The sequence below is a fragment of the Kineococcus deserti genome (assembly GCF_050871945.1).
Lineage (GTDB): Bacteria > Actinomycetota > Actinomycetes > Actinomycetales > Kineococcaceae > Kineococcus.
Genome location: NZ_JBJLSI010000006.1, coordinates 156,156 through 172,398, shown reverse-complemented (window position 1 = coordinate 172,398; position 16,243 = coordinate 156,156). Strand labels below are relative to the sequence as shown.

The window sequence follows — 16,243 nt, the reverse complement described above, 5'->3', positions numbered from 1 at the left end:
GGTTCAGGAAGGACATCGGTGCCTCGGGCGACCACCTCGACCCGCCGATCGGGTGGTCCCCCGCAGGGGGGCGTCAGCCGACGGCGCACAGGACCGCGCTGAGCAGCACGATCCCGACACCGGCCGTCTGCACGCGGCCCAGCCGCTCACCGTGGAAGCGCCGAGCCAGCAGCAGCGTCACGGCCGGGTACAGCGAAGCCAGCACCGCCACGACGCTGACCAGCCCGCCGGTCGAGGCCAGGGCGTACGTCGCCGTCGCCGCCAGGTCCAGCACCCCCAGGGACAGCAGCACCGGCACGTCCGTGCGCCGCACGGCGGGCGAGGCACGGCGCTGCCCGAGCGCGACCACGGCCACCAGCACCAGCGAGGTCAGCCGCATGCCCAGCAGCGACCCGGCCACCGAGTGCGCACTGCCCTGGGCGAGGGAATGGATCTCGATCCCGAAGAGCAGGGCGGCCACCAACGCCAGGGCGATGGCCGCACCCTGGCGGCCCGCGGAGGGGCGCAGGTCCGGCCCGGCGCTCGCGACCACGCCGACCACGGCGAGCACGACCCCGACCAGTTGCAGCGGGCTGGGTCGCTCACCACCGGCGACGGCGACCAGGACGGGCACCAGCATCCCGCAGGAGGCGATGGGGGCGACGACACCCATGGTCCCGCGGGCCAGCGCGGTGTACAGCGCGGCCATCGCACCGGCCCAGGTGGCACCGGCCACGACCGACCAGCCGAGCCAGGTGTGGGCGGCCACGAGGTCCACCCGCCCGGTGCCGGCCAGGACGAGCAACAGCACGAGGGCGGAGAGCAACTGGGAGACGGCCAGCACCTGCACCGGCCGCAGCCGGCGGCTGATGCTGCCGCCGAGGAAGTCCGAGCCACCCCACAGCAGGCTCGCGAACAGCGCCAGGGCGGCGCTCACCTCGGGGGTCCGGACGTCAGGGGCGTGGGAGTCACCCGGCGTGCGTCGTCACCGCGGAGCTCGACCTTGAGCCCTGCGGTGACGACGTCGCACGGTGAACCCGGTGGTCAGCGTTCGTAGGTGGACAGGGCGTTGCCGACGCCGAAGAAGGTGGGCGCCCACTGGCCGACGAAGATGCCCCAGCGGTCGGCGCGGTCGATGCCCGCGCTCTCCTTCTTCTTCGACACCGTCCAGGACAGGAAGGACAGGCCGATGCTGGCGAACCCGGCGGCGTAGGCCCACTCGGACTTGATGCCGGCGTCGTGCAGGTACTTGATCACGGTTGTCCCCAGGGGTCGGTGGAACGTTGACGATCTCGGCCTACCCGAAGGCCCGGCCGGTGAAACACGCACGTCCGACGCGCGGACGGGGCGCTCACGGAGCACAGTGGTGGTCATGAGCAGGACGACCCATCGTGACGACTTGTCGGTGCAGCGGGATGGACGCCGCCACGGTGACCACGGCGAGGAGGCGGACTCCCCGACGGAGATCCCCGCCAAGGGGTGGCTCGCGGTCACCAAGCGGGCCTGGGCCGAGGGCAAGGAGGACCAGGTCCCGCTGCTGGCGGCCGGCGTGGCCTTCAAGGCGTTCCTGGCGATCTTCCCGGCGCTGACGGCCGCGTTCCTCATCTGGGGGATCTTCGGCAACACCCAGACGATCGTGGAGCAGATCAACTCGATCACCGCGATCCCGGAGGAGGCCCGGCAGCTCGTCGTCAGCCAGATCGGGAACATCGCCAACGGCAAGTCGGCGGCCGGGATCACCGCGATCGTCGCGGTCCTGCTGGCGCTGTGGAGCGCCTCCAGCGGTGTCGAGAACCTCATGGCGGCCACCAACATCGCCTACGACGAGAACGAGACCCGTGGTTTCGTCAAGCGCAAGGGCACCGCGTTCCTGCTGACCATCGGCGCCATCGTCTTCATGTTGCTGGCGATCGCCTTCATCGGTGTCGTGCCGGTCGCGGTCGAGGCGCTGGGGGCCAGCGGTGCGGTCAGCATCGTCGTCAACGTGCTGCGCTGGGTGCTGCTGCTCGGGCTCGTCGTGGTCGCGCTCGCCGTGATCTACCGGTTGGCGCCCGACCGCGACGCCCCGCGCGCCAAGTGGGTCTCGGTCGGCGCCACGGTCGCGACGGTCCTGTGGCTGGTGGTCTCGGCCGGGTTCTCGGTCTACGTCACCGTCGCCGGCGGGTCGTCCTACGCCAAGAACTACGGGTCGATGGCCGGTGTGGTCATCCTGCTCATGTGGCTGTGGCTGACCAGCTACGCGATCCTGCTGGGCGCCGAGATCAACGCCGAGTCCGAGAAGCAGACCGACAAGGACACCACGGTCGGCCCGACCGAGCCGATGGGGCAGCGCGACGCCGCGGCGGCCGACAGCAAGCCCGCGGACCGGTGACCCCGCACTCCACCGCCAGCGCACGAGGAAGGAACCGACGGTGACCGAGAACACCAGTGGCCACGAGGAGCACGCTCCCTTCGAGCAGACGCACGCGCAGGAGCTGCACAGCGCGCAGGAGCACCTGAAGAACTCGAAGAAGTTGTCCGCCGAGGCCCACCGCGGCTGGCAGCAGACCCCGGCGGTCTTCGAGGCCGACGACGAGCACCACTCGGGCTCGCAGGGCCGGCAGGCCCCGGCGGACTGATCCGGCTACCGGCCCCCGGTCAGCTTCCGGGAGCGCTGGGTCGAGCCCGGGCCACCGTAGGGGTAGTCGGCGGGTTCGGGGTCGCTGGCCTCGTCGAGGGCGATGAGTTCAGCGGCCTCGAGTTCGACGTCGGCGGCGCCGAGGTTCTCGGTCAGCTGCGCGGTGGTGCGCGCGCCCAGGATCACTGAGCTCACCGCCGGCTGCGCCGCCAGCCAGGCCAGGGCCACCTGGGCCATGGGGATCCCGCGGGCCTCGGCGATGCGCTGCACGGCGTCCACGACGGCCCAGGTGCGTGCCTGGGCGTTGCGCCGGGCGTAGGCCTCGACGCCGCGGTCGGGGTTCTCCCCGAGCCGGGTGGCCCCGGTGGGGGTGGTGTCGCGGGTGTACTTGCCCGACAGCCACCCACCGCCGAGCGGTGACCAGGGCAGCAGACCCAGCCCGTTCTCCTCGGCGGCCGGCACGATCTCCCACTCGATCTCGCGCACCAGCAGGTTGTACTGCGGCTGCAGCGTGACCGGCGGGGAGTACCCACCGGAGTCGGCGACGTCGACCGCCTTCTGCAGTTGCCAGCCGGTGAAGTTCGACAGGCCCACGTGGTGGACCTTGCCGGCGCGGACGAAGGAGTCCAGCGTCGCCAGGGTCTCCTCGACCGGTGTCCACGGGTCCCACGCGTGCACCTGGTAGAGGTCGACGGCCTCGACGCCCAGCCGGCGCAACGACGCGTCCAGCGCCCGGGTGAGGTGGCGCCGGGACAGCCCGACGCCGTTGGGTTCGTCGGAGGTGGGGAAACGCCCCTTGGTGGCCAGCACGACGCGTTCGGTGACGTCGGCGGGCCGTTCGGCCAGCCACGCGCCGATGATCTCCTCGCTGACGCCGCCGCTGTAGACGTCGGCGGTGTCCACGAGGGTCCCGCCGGCGGCGAGGAAGGTGTCGAGCTGCTCGAAGGAGGCGTCGCGATCGGTCTCGCTGCCGAAGGTCATGGTGCCGAGGGCCAGGTGCGACACCGACGTCCCACTGCTTCCCAGGGTTCTGTAGTCCATGACCGCATACTGCACCCTCCTCCTGATCGACATCCGTTGAGTAGAGTCCCCGCGTTCGACAGCACTCAGGGGAGAGGAACGGACCATGAGGTTCACCGACAAGGTCGCCTTCGTCACCGGCGGCGCCTCCGGGCTCGGATTCGCCGTCGCCCAGCTGCTCGCCGAGGAGGGTGCCGGGGTCGTCGTCGTCGACATCGACGGCGACGCCGCCGCCGAGGCCGCGGCGCGGCTGCCCGACGCGATCGCCGTGACCGCCGACACCAGCCGCAGCGACTCGGTCCAGGCCGCCGTGGAGGCCGCCGTCGCGCACTACGGCCACCTCGACGTCGTCTTCAACAACGCCGGGATCGCCGGGGCGCAGCAGCCGCTGCACGAGATGGACGACGAGAACTGGAACCGCGTCTCCGGCATCAACGGCGACGGCGTGTTCTGGACGCTCAAGCACACCATCGCCGCGATGCTGCAGACCGGTGGCGGCGCGATCGTCAACACCGCCTCCACCGCCGGTCTGGGCGGTCAGGTGAACATCTCGCCCTACACGTTCACCAAGGGCGGCGTCGTCGCGCTGACGAAGTCCGCGGCGATCGAGTACGCCGCCCGGGGCATCCGCGTCAACGCCGTCGCCCCGACGGTGGTGAAGACCCCGCTGGTGGAGAAGTTCATCGAGACCGCGCCCGACCCGGTGGCGATGAAGGCGCACATGGACTCCATGAACCCCAAGCCCGGGATGCCCGAGGCGCGCGACGTCGCCAACGTCGTCGCGTTCCTGGCCTCCGACGACTCGGCCTGGGTGACGGGCCACACGATCCCCGTCGACGGGGGGTACCTGGCCGTCTGACCCCGCATCCGGAGCGGGGCAGGAGTGCGCGCCGCTCTGGCTGCTGCGGCGTGCCGCCTGACAGCATGCGGAACGTGCTGACGCAGCCGACTCCCTTCGACGTCCACGTCCGCGGCACGGTGTTCCTGGACATCGTCCTCACCGGCCTGGACTCCGAGCCCCGGCTGGGCACCGAGGTGTGGACGTCAGGGATGGGCTCGTGCCCCGGCGGCATCGCGAACATGGCCGTCGCGGCTGCCCGGCTCGGGCTGAGCACGTCGCTGTCGGCGGCGTTCAGCACCGACGCCTACGGGCAGTTCTGCTGGCAGACCCTCGGCGAGCAGGAAGGGGTCGACCTCTCGACGTCCTACCGCGTCGACGGCTGGCACTCCCCGGTGACGGTCTCGCTGGCCTACGGCGGGGACCGGGCGATGGTGACGCACGAGCACCCGGCGCCGGTGCCCGAGCCCGAGGACGTCCCGGCCGCCCGCAGCTGCCTGGTGCACCTGGCCGCCGTCGCCCAGCCCTGGGTCGTGCGCGCGCAGGCGCAGGGGTCGATGGTGTTCGCCGACGTGGGCTGGGACTCCTCCACGCAGTGGAACCCCGACCTGCTGGCGGGCCTGGAGCACTGCCACGCGTTCCTGCCCAACCACGTCGAGGCCATGCGCTACACCCGGACCGGCTCGGCGGACGAGGCGCTCGAGGCGCTGGCGCAGCGGGTTCCGGTCGCCGTGGTGACCCGTGGGGCCGAGGGAGCGGTGGCCGTGGACAGCGTGGCGGGGGAGCGTGCGGAGGTCCCGGGACTGCGCCTGGACGCCCTGGACGCCACCGGGGCCGGGGACGTGTTCGGAGCGGGTTTCCTCACCGCGACCCTGAGCGGGTGGCCGCTGACCGAGCGGCTGTCGTTCGCGAACCTGTGCGCGGGGCTGTCGGTGCAGCAGTTCGGGGGGTCGTTGTCGGCGCCGGGGTGGGGCGACATCGCCGACTGGTGGACGCACCTGCGGTTGGGGCCGCGGACCTCGGCGACGGCGCAGCTGGTGCGGCAGTACGGCTTCCTGGACGACGTCCTGAAGGAGCACCCGAGCGCCAGCGGTACCGCCGTCCGGCGGGCCAGCGCCACCCTGGCCGTCCGCAACGACCTGCCGACCGGGGGAACCCCCGCGCGCTAGGTGCACCCGCTCACGACGAGGGGCGCTCCGGGCCGTCGGGGCGCATGATCGGCGGATGAGTTCCGTCGATCGTCCGGGTGCCCAGCAGTGGGTGCCGGAGGGCGCGGACCTGTCGCAGTTGCGGCAGGCCGCGCCCTCCTGCCGTGGGTGCGAGCTGTGGGAGCCGGCGACCCAGGTGGTGTTCTCCGCCGGCGCCGAGGACGGCCGGCTGGCGCTGGTGGGGGAGCAGCCCGGCGACCAGGAGGACCGGCGCGGCATCCCCTTCGTCGGCCCGGCCGGCCGGTTGCTGCAGAAGGCCGTCGCCGAGGCGGGGATCGACGTGTCGACCACCTACGTGACCAACGCGGTCAAGCACTTCCGGTTCACCCAGAAGGCGCCGGATAGCCGCCGCATCCACGCCACCCCGGACGTCGGGCACGTCACCGCCTGCCGGCCGTGGCTGGCCGCCGAACTGGCCCAGGTCGACCCCGAGGTCGTCGTGTGCCTGGGCGCGACGGCGGCCAAGGCGTTGCTGCCGAAGGACTTCCGGGTCACCAAGCACCGCGGGCAGCTGCTGCGGCTGAGCACCAGCCGGGGTGAGAAGACGTTCATGGGCACGATCCACCCCTCGGCCGTGCTGCGGGTTCCCGAGGCCGACCGCGACGCCGCGTACGCCGGACTGGTGGCCGACCTGCGGACCGCGGCGGCCGCGCTGTCCTGAGGGCGTGACCGCGGGCGCCGCAGGGTTGTCCTGACAAGCCCGTAGCATAGATACATCATGGATACCGGTTCTCCACCCCTCGCCGCCGCCGACCGCGTGTACGCCCACCTCAAGCAGGGCATCCTGGACCGCACCCTGTCCGGTGGGCAGCTGCTCACCGAGGGGGAGATCGCCGACCGGGTCGGCGTCTCCCGCACACCCGTGCGCGAGGGGCTGCTGAAGCTGCAGGCCGAGGGGCTGGTCGACCTCATCCCCAAGCGCGGCGCCCTCGTCGTCCCGGTCTCCCCGCAGGAGGTCGAGGACGTCCTGGAGGCCCGTGAGCTCATCGAGGTGCACGCCGCCGGCCGCGTCTGGTCCGGGCGGGCCGAGCTGGCGCACCGGCTGCAGAGCCACCTGCTGGACATGCGCCGCGCGGCGCAGGCCGACGACCCCTGGGCGTTCACGGCCGCCGACCGCGCCTTCCACGCCACCGTCGTGCGCGCGGCCGGCAACGACGTCCTCGCCGGCGTCTACGACTCCCTGCGCGACCGGCAGATGCGCATGGGCGTGGCCAACCTGCGCGGGTCGGTCGACCGGGTCGCGACCGCGCTGGCCGACCACGAGGCGCAACGGGCGGCGCTGCTGGGCGACGACGAGGACGCCTGGCTCGAGCTCGTGCGCCACCACGTCCGCACCGCCGGCGACCGGCTGCGGGCGGTGCGCTCGTGAGGCGCAAGACGGGGGAGAGGGCCGTCGAGGGCGCCTGGCTGGTCTTCGCCGTCGGGGCGGTGGCCTACGTCGTCACCGTGGGGAACCGCACGTCGCTGGCCGCCGCCGGGCTGGAGGCCCAGCAGCGCTACGACATCACCGCCGGCACGCTCTCCAGCTTCGCCGTCCTGCAGTTCCTCGTCTACGCCGCGCTGCAGATCCCGGTCGGGGTGCTCATCGACCGTTGGGGTCCGCGCCGGCTGGTGGTCCTGGGGGCGGCGACCATGGGCGTCGGGCAGGTCGTCCTGGCCCTGAGCACCCAGACCTGGCAGGCCGTGGTGGCCAGGGTCCTCGTGGGCGCCGGCGACGCCGCGACGTTCGTCAGCGTCCTGCGGGTGGTGACGAACTGGTTCCCGCCGCGGCGGGTGCCGGTCATGACCCAGCTGGTGGGTCTGTTCGGCCAGCTGGGGCAGATCTTCAGCTTCGTCCCGCTGGTGGCGCTGCTGCACGGCCCGGGCTGGACCCCGGCCTACACCGGCATCGGCGCGTTCAGCCTGCTGGCCGCCGTGCTGGCCGTCGTCGTGCTGCGCGACGTCCCCCCGGGCCGGGAGAACCCGCGGGTCACCAAGTCGCTGCGCGAGGTCGGCGGCGACCTGCGGGCCGCCCTGCGCCACCCCGGTACCCGGCTGGGGCTGTGGACGCACTGGGCGACCCCGTTCTCCGGCAACGCCCTCGCGACGCTGTGGGGCTACCCGTTCCTCGTCTCCGGGCAGGGACTGAGCGCCGGCACGGCCAGCGCACTGCTGACGCTGTACACGATCAGCGCGGCCGGCACCGGTCCGCTGCTGGGTGCCCTCGTGGCGCGGCACCCCCTGCGCCGGTCCTGGCTGGTGCTGACCATCGTCGGCGCGCAGGCCGTCACCTGGAGCGCCGTGCTGCTGTGGCCCGGTCGGGCCCCGCTGGTCCTGCTCGGGCTGGTCGTGGTCGTGGCCGCGACCGGGGTTCCCGGGTCGATGATCGGTTTCGACTACGCCCGCACGTCCAACCCGGCGCACCGCCTCGGCGGCGCGACCGGCATGACCAACGTCATGGGGTTCACCGCGACCGTCGTGTTCGTGCTGGTCGTGGGCGTGGCGCTCGACCTGCAGGGCGCTGGAACCCCGCAGACCTACTCCCTCGGCGCGTTCAAGGTGGCGTTCGCCCTGCAGCTGCCGCTGTGGGCGGTCGGGATCGTGGGGATCCTCGTCAGCCGCCGGCAGACGCGGGCGCTGATGGCCCGCAACGGTGTCGTCGTGCCCCGCATGCGCGACGCGCTGCGGGAACGCGGCCGGGGGCGTGGTTCACGGACCGGGGCAGGCACGGCATGATGCCGCGGGTGAGCGACCAGAAGCAGAAGGCACAGATCGGTGTGACCGGTCTGGCGACGATGGGCCGCAACCTGGCCCGCAACATCGCCCGGCACGGGTACGTCACCGCCGTGCACAACCGCACCGACGCCAAGACCAAGGCCCTGATCAGCGAGTTCGGCGACGAGGGGACCTTCGTCCCGGGCTACACCGCGCAGGAGTTCGTGGACTCCCTCGAATCCCCGCGGACGATCATCATCATGGTCAAGGCCGGTGGCCCGACCGACGCCGTCATCGACGAACTGGCCCCGCTGCTGTCCGAGGGCGACATCCTCGTCGACGGCGGCAACGCCCACTTCGCCGACACCCGCCGCCGCGAGGCCGCGCTGCGCGAGAAGGGGATCCACTTCGCCGGTGTCGGCGTCTCCGGTGGTGAGGAGGGTGCGCTGCTGGGCCCCTCGATCATGCCGGGCGGTTCGGAGCACGCCTACGCCAAGCTCGGTCCGATCCTCGCCGACATCGCCGTCTCCGTCGACGGCACCCCGTGCTCGACCCACGTCGGCCCCGACGGCGCCGGGCACTTCGTCAAGATGGTGCACAACGGCATCGAGTACGCCGACATGCAGCTCATCGCCGAGGCCTACGACCTGCTGCGCCACGGCCTGGGCCGCACGCCCAAGCAGCTCGCCGAGGTGTTCACCTCGTGGAACTCCGGCGACCTGGAGTCCTTCCTCATCGAGATCACCGCGCGGGTGCTGGACAAGGACGACCCGACGAACGCCGGCACCCCGCTGGTCGACGTCATCCTGGACGAGGCCGAGCAGAAGGGCACCGGCCGCTGGACGGTGCAGACCGCCCTGGACCTGGGGACCCCGGTCTCCGGCATCGCCGAGGCCGTCTTCGCCCGCGCCCTGTCCGGGCACGCCGAACAGCGCAAGGCCGCCCAGGGTGTCCTGCCCGGCCCGGCCGCCGGCGCCGAGGGCTCGGGCGGGTTCGTGGCCCCGGCCGACGCCGAGGCCTTCGTCGACGACGTCCGCGCGGCGCTGTACGCCTCCAAGGTCGTCGCCTACGCCCAGGGCTTCGACATGATCCGCGCCGGTTCGGTCGAGTACGGCTGGGGCATCGACCCCGGGGCGATGGCCACGATCTGGCGTGGCGGCTGCATCATCCGCGCCAAGTTCCTGGACCGGATCAAGGACGCCTACGCCAAGCAGCCCGACCTGCCCTCGCTGCTGCTCGACCCGTACTTCGCCGACGCCGTGGCCAAGGGCCAGGAGGCCTGGCGCCGGGTCGTGGTGCACTCGGTGACCGCGGGCATCCCCGCCCCCGGCTTCGCCTCGGCGCTGGCCTACTACGACGGCCTGCGCCGCGAGCGGTCCTCGGCCGCGCTGGTCCAGGGGCTGCGCGACCTGTTCGGTGCGCACACCTACAAGCGCGTCGACCGCGACGGCAACTTCCACGTCGAGTGGTCCGGCGACGGGTCGCAGACGCAGAGCTGACCACCACCTGCGCGGTGATCTTGCAGGGAACACCTGCGAGATCACCGCGGGGGAGTCAGCCGGCGTTCGACGACGAACGCTCGGCGCGCCGGGTGCGCACGCGACGCGCCACCGCCCACAGCAGCACCGCGGCGATGGCGGCGTAGAAGACGTAGTCGACGTAGTGGCCGTACTGCTCGACGAGCTCGTACTGCGTGCCCAGCGCCATGCCCAGCCCCAGCAGCAGCCCGTTCCACAGCCCGCTGCCCAGCAGCGTCAGCAGCGTGAACTTCAGCAGGTTCATGCGCGCGGCGCCGGCCGGCAGCGAGATGAGCGAGCGCACCCCGGGGATGAACCGGCCGGTGAACACCGCGGCGCCCTCGTGCCGGTGGAACCAGTCCGCGGCCTTGGTGACGTCGGAGGCGTCCATGAGCGGAACCCGGTCGGCGATCCGGGCGGCGCGCTGCAGCCCGATGACCTTGCCGACCCAGTACAGGGCGAGGGAGCCGAGCAGTGATCCCGCCGTCGACAGGACGGCGACGGCCGCGAGGTTGATGTTGCCGGTCTGCACCAGGTACCCCGCCAGCGGCAGCACGATCTCGCTGGGGATCGGCGGGAAGACCACCTCCAGGAAGCTCAGCAGCCCCACGCCCGGGGCGCCGAGCGCGTCGACGGTGTCCAGGACGAACCCGGTCAGGCCGCCCGTCTGGGTGGCGGTCTCGGCCGTGGTGCTCATGCGTCGGTGTCCTCCTGGACCATCGGGGTGGGCACGGGCAGTCGTGCGTCGGTCACAACGCCCACCCCGGCGCAGAAGTTTCGGAGGTCGGCGCCCGTCACCAGCCGCGCCGGCGCCACCCCGCCGGACAGGGCCCGGACCAGCGCCTGCTCGGGCAGCGGGGCCTGCGAGGCGATCAGCAGCGCGTTGCCGTACCGACGGCCCCGGAACATGCCCGGCTCGGCCAGCAGGCCGACGTGGGCGAACACGTCCCGCGCCGTGGCGGCCTCCGCCTTCGAGGCGGGCATCGGCGGCCGGTCGGCGAGGTTGGCGATCCACAACCCGTCCGGGGCCAGGACCCGGTCCACCTCGGCGAGGAACTCGCGGGTCAGCAGGTGCGCGGGGACCTGGTCACCGGCGAAGGCGTCGCGCACCAGGACGTCCTGCGTCCCGTCCGGGAGGGCGGCCAGCCCGGCCCGGGCGTCGGCGACCTTGAGCTTGAACCCCGCGGCGCCGCTGGCCCCGAAGGTCCGCCGGACCAGGTCGACCAGCCCGGCGTCGACCTCCAGGACCAGCTGGCGCGAGGACGGCCGCGTCGCGGCCAGGTAGCGGGGGAACGCGCAGCCGGCCCCACCGAGGTGGACCACCCGCAGCGGCCCCGGGTCGTGGACGGCGTCGAGGACCGCGGCGGTCCACTGGTGGTACTCGAAGACCAGCCGGGTCGGGTCGGCCAGGTCGACGTAGGAGCTCGGCACCCCGTTGACGTACACGGTCCAGCCGTCGGGGTCGTCGCGGTCGCGCTCGAAACGGGCGGTGCCGGTGCTGATGAGGGCCTCGCCCTCCTCCGGCTGCGGGGCGCGGGACCCCCGGGCGGCGGGGCGGGCGGGGCGGGCGGGCACGTCCCCATCGAACCAGCTGAAGTCGTGCGCCCTTCCTGCCGAGGTACTGGACATGTCGACCTTCCTCGAGATCTGCCTGCTCGCACTGTTCGTGGTGCCGTTCCTGCGCACCCGCCGCGCGCTGCGCAAGGCCGGGAACCCGACCCTGCTGCCCCAGCCGGACCGTCCGCCGGTCGCGGCCGCCCAGCGCCTGCCGCGTCCGTGGGCCCGCCGCCGGTACGTCGACGCCGGCGTCGCCGAGGTCGCCGCCTACCTGCGCGCCCAGGACCCCGCCCGCTGACCTGCGCCGAACTGCCCCGGCGCCGGTCTGCGGTTAGCGTCGTGCCGTGAAGCGGAATGCGACCGAACCTTCGGCCCTCGACCAGCGCGCCTCCGACCTCGTCCAGCGGCTGCTGTCCGTCGGCATCGACGGCAAGGGCCCCTTCGACGGGGCCGCCGAAGTGGCCCGCGCCGCCCGCAAGGACCACCCGACCACCGAGTCGGCCGTGCACGCGGTGGTGCGCAAGCACAGCCGGCTGATCGCCGGCAACGGGTTCCTCACCGGCGTCGGGGGACTGGCGACCCTGGCGGTCGCCCTGCCCGCCAACGTCTTCGGCTTCTACGTGCTGACCGTGCGCGCCGTCGGCGCCATCGCCGAGCTGCGCGGGTACGACACCCGCACCCCCGAGGTGCGCTCGGCCGTCCTGCTGACCCTCGTCGGTTCGGACGCCACCGAGGTCCTCAAGAGCGCCGGGCTTCCCGCGGGCGGTTTCGTCACCGGCCGCCTCACCGGGCTGCTGACCTCCCGCGCGCCCGAGCCGGTCCTCATGCTGCTCAACAAGGGCGTCGGGTTCCGGCTCATCGCGCGCTTCGGCACGACCGGGCTGCTGCGCGTGCCCACCCGTGCGCTGCCCCTCGTCGGCGGGGTCGTCGGCGCCGGGGTGGACGCGATGCTGTTCCGCCGCATCGCCAAGAGCGCGGAGCACGCGCTGCCGCCACGTGCGGTGGAGTCCTGATGCGCGCCCGGGCGGTCCCTGCCGTCGACGTCCGGACGGCGGTGCGGCTGCGGCTGCTGCCCACCATGGGCCGCGACGCCCTCGCGGGGCGCTGGACCGGGCCCGGGCGGCGCAAGCTGGCCGGTGCCGTCCTGGGCGCGGCCTACCTCCTCTCACCCGTCGACGCGGTGCCCGAGCTGTGGACCCCCGTGGTCGGCCTGCTCGACGACGGGCTCGTGGCGGCGTTCGTGGCCGCCTCGGTGCGCGCAGCCACCGAGGACTACGCCCGGCACACGGGCCGCCCAGGTCGTCTGCGCGTGCACAGGCACCGGCACGGCTGACCGAGCCCGGATCCTGTGGACGACGCAGGAGGCGGGTCGGTGTGCTGACGCACGCTGACCGGCATGACCTCCCCGACGTCCACCGGCACCACCCGCGGGACGGACTCCCGGCCCACCGTCGTCGCCAAGAGCCCCGGCGACCTCGTCGCGGTGGTGCCCTACGCCTTCGGCTTCCACCCGGCGGACAGCCTCGTGCTGCTCGAACTGCGGCGGCAGGGCCCCTCGGGTCGCCGGCGGCTGGGGTTCGCCGGCCGCGCCGACCTGCCCGGCGGTCCCGACGCGCCGACGGTCGCCGCGGTGACCGCCCCCGCGCTGGACGAGCTGCTCCGGCAGCTCCAGCCCGGTTCCCGGGTCCACGTGCTCGTGTACGACCCCGACGCCACCACCGTCGCCGGAGTCCTCGCACCGGGCGCGCGGGCTTCGGCCACGGTCGACCACGTCCGCGCCCGGCTGTCCGCGAGCGGCGTCGACGTTCCCGAGGTCCTCCTCGTCACGGCCGACCGGTGGCGCTCGCTGTCCTGCGACCGCACCTGCTGCCCGGCGGCCGGGGTGCCGCGCGAGGACGCCGCCGCCGACCGGATCGTCGCCGAGGCCGTGGGTGCCGGCTGGAGCGCGGCCCCGGACCGCGAGGCCGTCCTGCCCCTGACCGTCCCCGTCGACGCCGAACGCCGGCGCACCGCGGCCGCAGCGACCGCCCGCGTCCGCCGCCGGCACGCCGACCGGCCCGTGGCCGAGGTCCGCCGGGAGGTGGTCGACGCCTGGGAGGACGAGCTGACCGGGCGGCTGGCCGGTGCGACGCGCAGCCTGCCGCCCGCGGCCTGGTGCGGACGGGTGCTGGCCGTCCTGGACGACGTCGCCCTGCGGGACGCGGTGCTGCTCAGCGGCTGCGCCGGGCCGCGGACCGACCGTTCCCGCGAGGCCCTGCTGGCCGGTGAGGGCACCGCCGCGTTGCTGTCGGCCGCCCTGGACGAGGAGTTCGACGACCGGCGCGGCGCAGTCGCCGCCGCGCTCGCGGTCGACGTCGCCCGGCACGCCGCGGGGCCGGCCGCAGCCCAGGCGTGGGCCGTGGCGGCCTGGCTGGACTGGCACGCGGGGCGGTCCGTCCCGGCGCTGGCCTGCGCGCAGGAGGCGCTGGTCCACGACCCCGACCACCGGCTCGCCCGCCTGGTCGCCGCCGCCCTGGTCCGTGCCCTGCCAGCTCGGCGCTGAGCGCGCCGTAGTACGGTCACGCCTCGTCCGTCAACGGCGTAGGAGGATGCGGCATGGGGATCGTCGTCGGGTACGTGGCCAATCCCGAGGGGCGGGCCGCGCTGGCCCAGGCGGGGCAGGCCGCCGTGCGGCTGTCGACGACGCTGGTGGTGGTCCACAGCCAGCGTCCGGGACGCGAGGTCGACGCCGATGAGGCCAAGCAGCTCGCCGAGCTGCTCGACACGGTGCGTGAGCAGGCGGCCGCCGCCGGGCTGAGCGTCGAGGTGCGCGACGTCCCCGACTCCGAGGACCCGGCCGACGACCTCATCACCGCAGCGGAGGAGACCGGCGCCACCCTGATCGTCATCGGTCTCCGGCGGCGCACACCCGTCGGCAAGCTCATCCTCGGCGCCAGCGCCCAACGCATCCTGCTCGACGCGCCGTGCCCCGTGCTGGCCGTCAAACCCGAGGACTGAGGAGTCCGCGGGGGTCGCACGGGTGGTGTCGTGCGCGATCAGGGCCCCATCCGTGCCACAATCGTGGTTTGTCTCCCACGTGGGCATAAGCACCCCGCCCGCCGGTGTTGACGTTGTCGGCTGCTGCCCGCGCAGCCTCGTTCCGCCCACGACGAAAGGCAGTCCGTGTCGTCGGTACCGACCTCCCGGCCGCTCCCGCCAGAGTTCGCTTCCGCTCCGTTCCAGGAGCTCCTGCAGCACGGAACCACCCACGGCTACGTCGATGCGCAGGCCGTCCGGGTTGCGTGCGAGGACGCCCAGCTGCCCGTGCAGCGCATGAAGGCGGTCCTGCGCGCCCTCGACGACAACGGGATCACCGTGAAGGTGCCCGAGGCCGCCCCCAAGCGCGCCGTCGCGGCCGCGTCCTCGCGCCGGACGACGTCCACCGCCACCGCGACCAAGACCGCGCGCCCCGCCGCCAAGCGCGCGGCCGCCCCGGTCGACGGTGAGGACGGTGCCGCCGCCAAGCCCGCCAAGCCCGTCAAGGCCGCTGCCAAGACGGCGACGAAGTCGGCCGCCAAGACGGCCACCGCCAAGAAGACCGCCGCCAAGGCCAAGACCGACGCCGAGCCCACGGGCGAGGAGGTCGACGAGCCGATCGAGGACCTCACCGAGGACCTCAAGGACGACGAGGTCGTGGTCGACGAGGAGACCTCGACCGATACCGCGGCCGAGTCCTCCGAGGAGGGGCCGGCCGCCAAGAAGGCCGCCGGCGGGTTCGTCCTGCGCGACGACGACGAGGACGACGCCCCGGCCCAGCAGGTCTCCACGGCCGGTGCGACGGCCGACCCGGTCAAGGACTACCTCAAGCAGATCGGCAAGGTCGCCCTCCTCAACGCCGAGCAGGAGGTCGAGCTCGCCAAGCGCATCGAGGCCGGCCTGTTCGCCGAGGAGAAGCTGCACTCCGGTGAGGACATCGACCACATCTTCAAGCGTGAGCTGTGGTGGATCAGCGAGGACGGCCGCCGCGCCAAGAACCACCTGCTCGAGGCCAACCTGCGTCTGGTCGTCTCGCTGGCCAAGCGGTACACCGGCCGCGGCATGCTGTTCCTGGACCTGATCCAGGAGGGCAACCTCGGTCTGATCCGTGCGGTCGAGAAGTTCGACTACACCAAGGGCTACAAGTTCTCGACCTACGCGACGTGGTGGATCCGGCAGGCCATCACCCGCGCCATGGCCGACCAGGCCCGCACCATCCGCATCCCGGTGCACATGGTCGAGGTCATCAACAAGCTCGCCCGCGTGCAGCGGCAGATGCTGCAGGACCTGGGCCGCGAACCCACTCCGGAAGAGCTCGCCAAGGAGCTCGACATGACCCCGGAGAAGGTCGTCGAGGTCCAGAAGTACGGCCGCGAGCCGATCTCGCTGCACACCCCGCTGGGCGAGGACGGCGACTCCGAGTTCGGTGACCTCATCGAGGACTCCGAAGCGGTCGTCCCGGCCGATGCCGTGAGCTTCACGCTCCTGCAGGAGCAGCTGCACTCCGTCCTGGACACGCTGTCCGAGCGCGAGGCCGGTGTCGTCTCGATGCGTTTCGGTCTGACCGACGGTCAGCCCAAGACGCTGGACGAGATCGGCAAGGTCTACGGCGTGACCCGCGAACGGATCCGCCAGATCGAGTCCAAGACGATGTCGAAGCTGCGCCACCCCTCGCGCTCGCAGGTCCTGCGCGACTACCTGGACTGAGCAGACACCTCCACCACGGCCCGGTCGGATCCCTCCGACCGGGCCGTCGTGCGTCCGCAGCCCCGGCTCCTGCGCGACAGGCCGACGGGGA

19 protein-coding genes are annotated in these 16,243 nt (G+C 73.1%); 14 read left to right on the top strand and 5 right to left on the bottom strand.

Features of this window, described 5'->3' with window-relative positions; translation table 11 throughout:
• Positions 1-73: 73 nt before the first annotated feature.
• Entirely contained in the window at positions 74-916 is an 843-nt protein-coding gene (locus ACRYR2_RS07310) for an EamA family transporter (RefSeq protein ID WP_432562180.1), read from the bottom strand.
• A gap of 107 nt (positions 917-1,023) precedes the next feature.
• Positions 1,024-1,236, bottom strand: a complete 213-nt coding sequence (locus ACRYR2_RS07305; protein ID WP_432562179.1) for a hypothetical protein — start codon at positions 1,234-1,236, stop codon at positions 1,024-1,026.
• Between the two features lie 115 nt (positions 1,237-1,351).
• Between ACRYR2_RS07305 and ACRYR2_RS07300 the strand changes: the two genes are divergently transcribed.
• Both ACRYR2_RS07300 and ACRYR2_RS07295 read left to right on the top strand, forming a co-directional pair.
• Positions 1,352-2,350, top strand: a complete 999-nt coding sequence (locus ACRYR2_RS07300; RefSeq protein WP_432562178.1) for a YihY/virulence factor BrkB family protein — start codon at positions 1,352-1,354, stop codon at positions 2,348-2,350.
• 40 nt (positions 2,351-2,390) lie between these two features.
• Positions 2,391-2,597 (top strand): hypothetical protein, encoded by a 207-nt coding sequence (locus ACRYR2_RS07295; protein ID WP_432562177.1) that lies wholly within the window; start codon positions 2,391-2,393, stop codon positions 2,595-2,597.
• 5 nt (positions 2,598-2,602) lie between these two features.
• Here ACRYR2_RS07295 and ACRYR2_RS07290 read toward each other — a convergent pair whose 3' ends face one another.
• The gene (locus ACRYR2_RS07290; RefSeq protein ID WP_432562176.1) at positions 2,603-3,637 is read right to left on the bottom strand and encodes an aldo/keto reductase; all 1,035 of its coding nucleotides are present in this window, start codon (positions 3,635-3,637) and stop codon (positions 2,603-2,605) included.
• A gap of 85 nt (positions 3,638-3,722) precedes the next feature.
• Between ACRYR2_RS07290 and ACRYR2_RS07285 the strand changes: the two genes are divergently transcribed.
• From ACRYR2_RS07285 to gndA, 6 genes are all read left to right on the top strand, one after another.
• Positions 3,723-4,475, top strand: a complete 753-nt coding sequence (locus tag ACRYR2_RS07285; RefSeq protein WP_432562175.1) for an SDR family NAD(P)-dependent oxidoreductase — start codon at positions 3,723-3,725, stop codon at positions 4,473-4,475.
• A 65-nt stretch (positions 4,476-4,540) separates the two neighbouring features.
• Positions 4,541-5,623 carry a carbohydrate kinase family protein gene (locus ACRYR2_RS07280; RefSeq protein ID WP_432562174.1) on the top strand — a complete coding sequence of 361 codons (1,083 nt, stop codon included), beginning with the start codon at positions 4,541-4,543 and terminating at the stop codon, positions 5,621-5,623.
• Positions 5,624-5,678: 55 nt separating this feature from the next.
• Positions 5,679-6,323 (top strand): UdgX family uracil-DNA binding protein, encoded by a 645-nt coding sequence (locus ACRYR2_RS07275; RefSeq protein WP_432562173.1) that lies wholly within the window; start codon positions 5,679-5,681, stop codon positions 6,321-6,323.
• Between the two features lie 57 nt (positions 6,324-6,380).
• On the top strand, positions 6,381-7,031 hold the full coding sequence (locus ACRYR2_RS07270) for a GntR family transcriptional regulator (protein WP_432562172.1): 651 nt from the start codon (positions 6,381-6,383) through the stop codon (positions 7,029-7,031).
• Positions 7,028-8,377 (top strand): MFS transporter, encoded by a 1,350-nt coding sequence (locus ACRYR2_RS07265; RefSeq protein ID WP_432562171.1) that lies wholly within the window; start codon positions 7,028-7,030, stop codon positions 8,375-8,377. The genes ACRYR2_RS07270 and ACRYR2_RS07265 overlap by 4 nt, the downstream gene beginning before the upstream one ends.
• Positions 8,377-9,855, top strand: coding sequence for an NADP-dependent phosphogluconate dehydrogenase (gene gndA, locus ACRYR2_RS07260; RefSeq protein ID WP_432562170.1), 1,479 nt, complete (start codon positions 8,377-8,379; stop codon positions 9,853-9,855). Before ACRYR2_RS07265 ends, gndA begins: the two co-directional genes overlap by 1 nt.
• Positions 9,856-9,910: 55 nt before the next feature.
• Here gndA and ACRYR2_RS07255 read toward each other — a convergent pair whose 3' ends face one another.
• Positions 9,911-10,570 carry a DedA family protein gene (locus ACRYR2_RS07255; RefSeq protein WP_432562169.1) on the bottom strand — a complete coding sequence of 220 codons (660 nt, stop codon included), beginning with the start codon at positions 10,568-10,570 and terminating at the stop codon, positions 9,911-9,913.
• On the bottom strand, positions 10,567-11,502 hold the full coding sequence (locus ACRYR2_RS07250) for a spermidine synthase (RefSeq protein ID WP_432562168.1): 936 nt from the start codon (positions 11,500-11,502) through the stop codon (positions 10,567-10,569). Before ACRYR2_RS07250 ends, ACRYR2_RS07255 begins: the two co-directional genes overlap by 4 nt.
• Here ACRYR2_RS07250 and ACRYR2_RS07245 point away from each other — a divergent pair.
• The 6 genes from ACRYR2_RS07245 to ACRYR2_RS07220 all read left to right on the top strand — a co-directional run bounded on the left by ACRYR2_RS07245 (position 11,501) and on the right by ACRYR2_RS07220 (position 16,152).
• A complete protein-coding gene (locus ACRYR2_RS07245; protein ID WP_432562167.1) occupies positions 11,501-11,728 on the top strand; it encodes a hypothetical protein in 228 nt (75 codons plus the stop codon). The genes ACRYR2_RS07250 and ACRYR2_RS07245 overlap by 2 nt on opposite strands.
• A 46-nt stretch (positions 11,729-11,774) precedes the next feature.
• Positions 11,775-12,443, top strand: coding sequence for an EcsC family protein (locus ACRYR2_RS07240; RefSeq protein WP_432562166.1), 669 nt, complete (start codon positions 11,775-11,777; stop codon positions 12,441-12,443).
• Positions 12,443-12,763 (top strand): YkvA family protein, encoded by a 321-nt coding sequence (locus tag ACRYR2_RS07235; protein ID WP_432562165.1) that lies wholly within the window; start codon positions 12,443-12,445, stop codon positions 12,761-12,763. The genes ACRYR2_RS07240 and ACRYR2_RS07235 overlap by 1 nt, the downstream gene beginning before the upstream one ends.
• A gap of 63 nt (positions 12,764-12,826) precedes the next feature.
• Positions 12,827-13,972, top strand: a complete 1,146-nt coding sequence (locus ACRYR2_RS07230; protein WP_432562164.1) for a DUF4192 family protein — start codon at positions 12,827-12,829, stop codon at positions 13,970-13,972.
• 53 nt (positions 13,973-14,025) lie between these two features.
• Complete coding sequence (locus ACRYR2_RS07225; protein WP_432562163.1) at positions 14,026-14,427, top strand: universal stress protein; 402 nt, start codon at positions 14,026-14,028, stop codon at positions 14,425-14,427.
• A 165-nt stretch (positions 14,428-14,592) separates the two neighbouring features.
• Positions 14,593-16,152 (top strand): RNA polymerase sigma factor, encoded by a 1,560-nt coding sequence (locus ACRYR2_RS07220; protein ID WP_432562162.1) that lies wholly within the window; start codon positions 14,593-14,595, stop codon positions 16,150-16,152.
• The last annotated feature ends 91 nt before the right edge of the window (positions 16,153-16,243 follow it).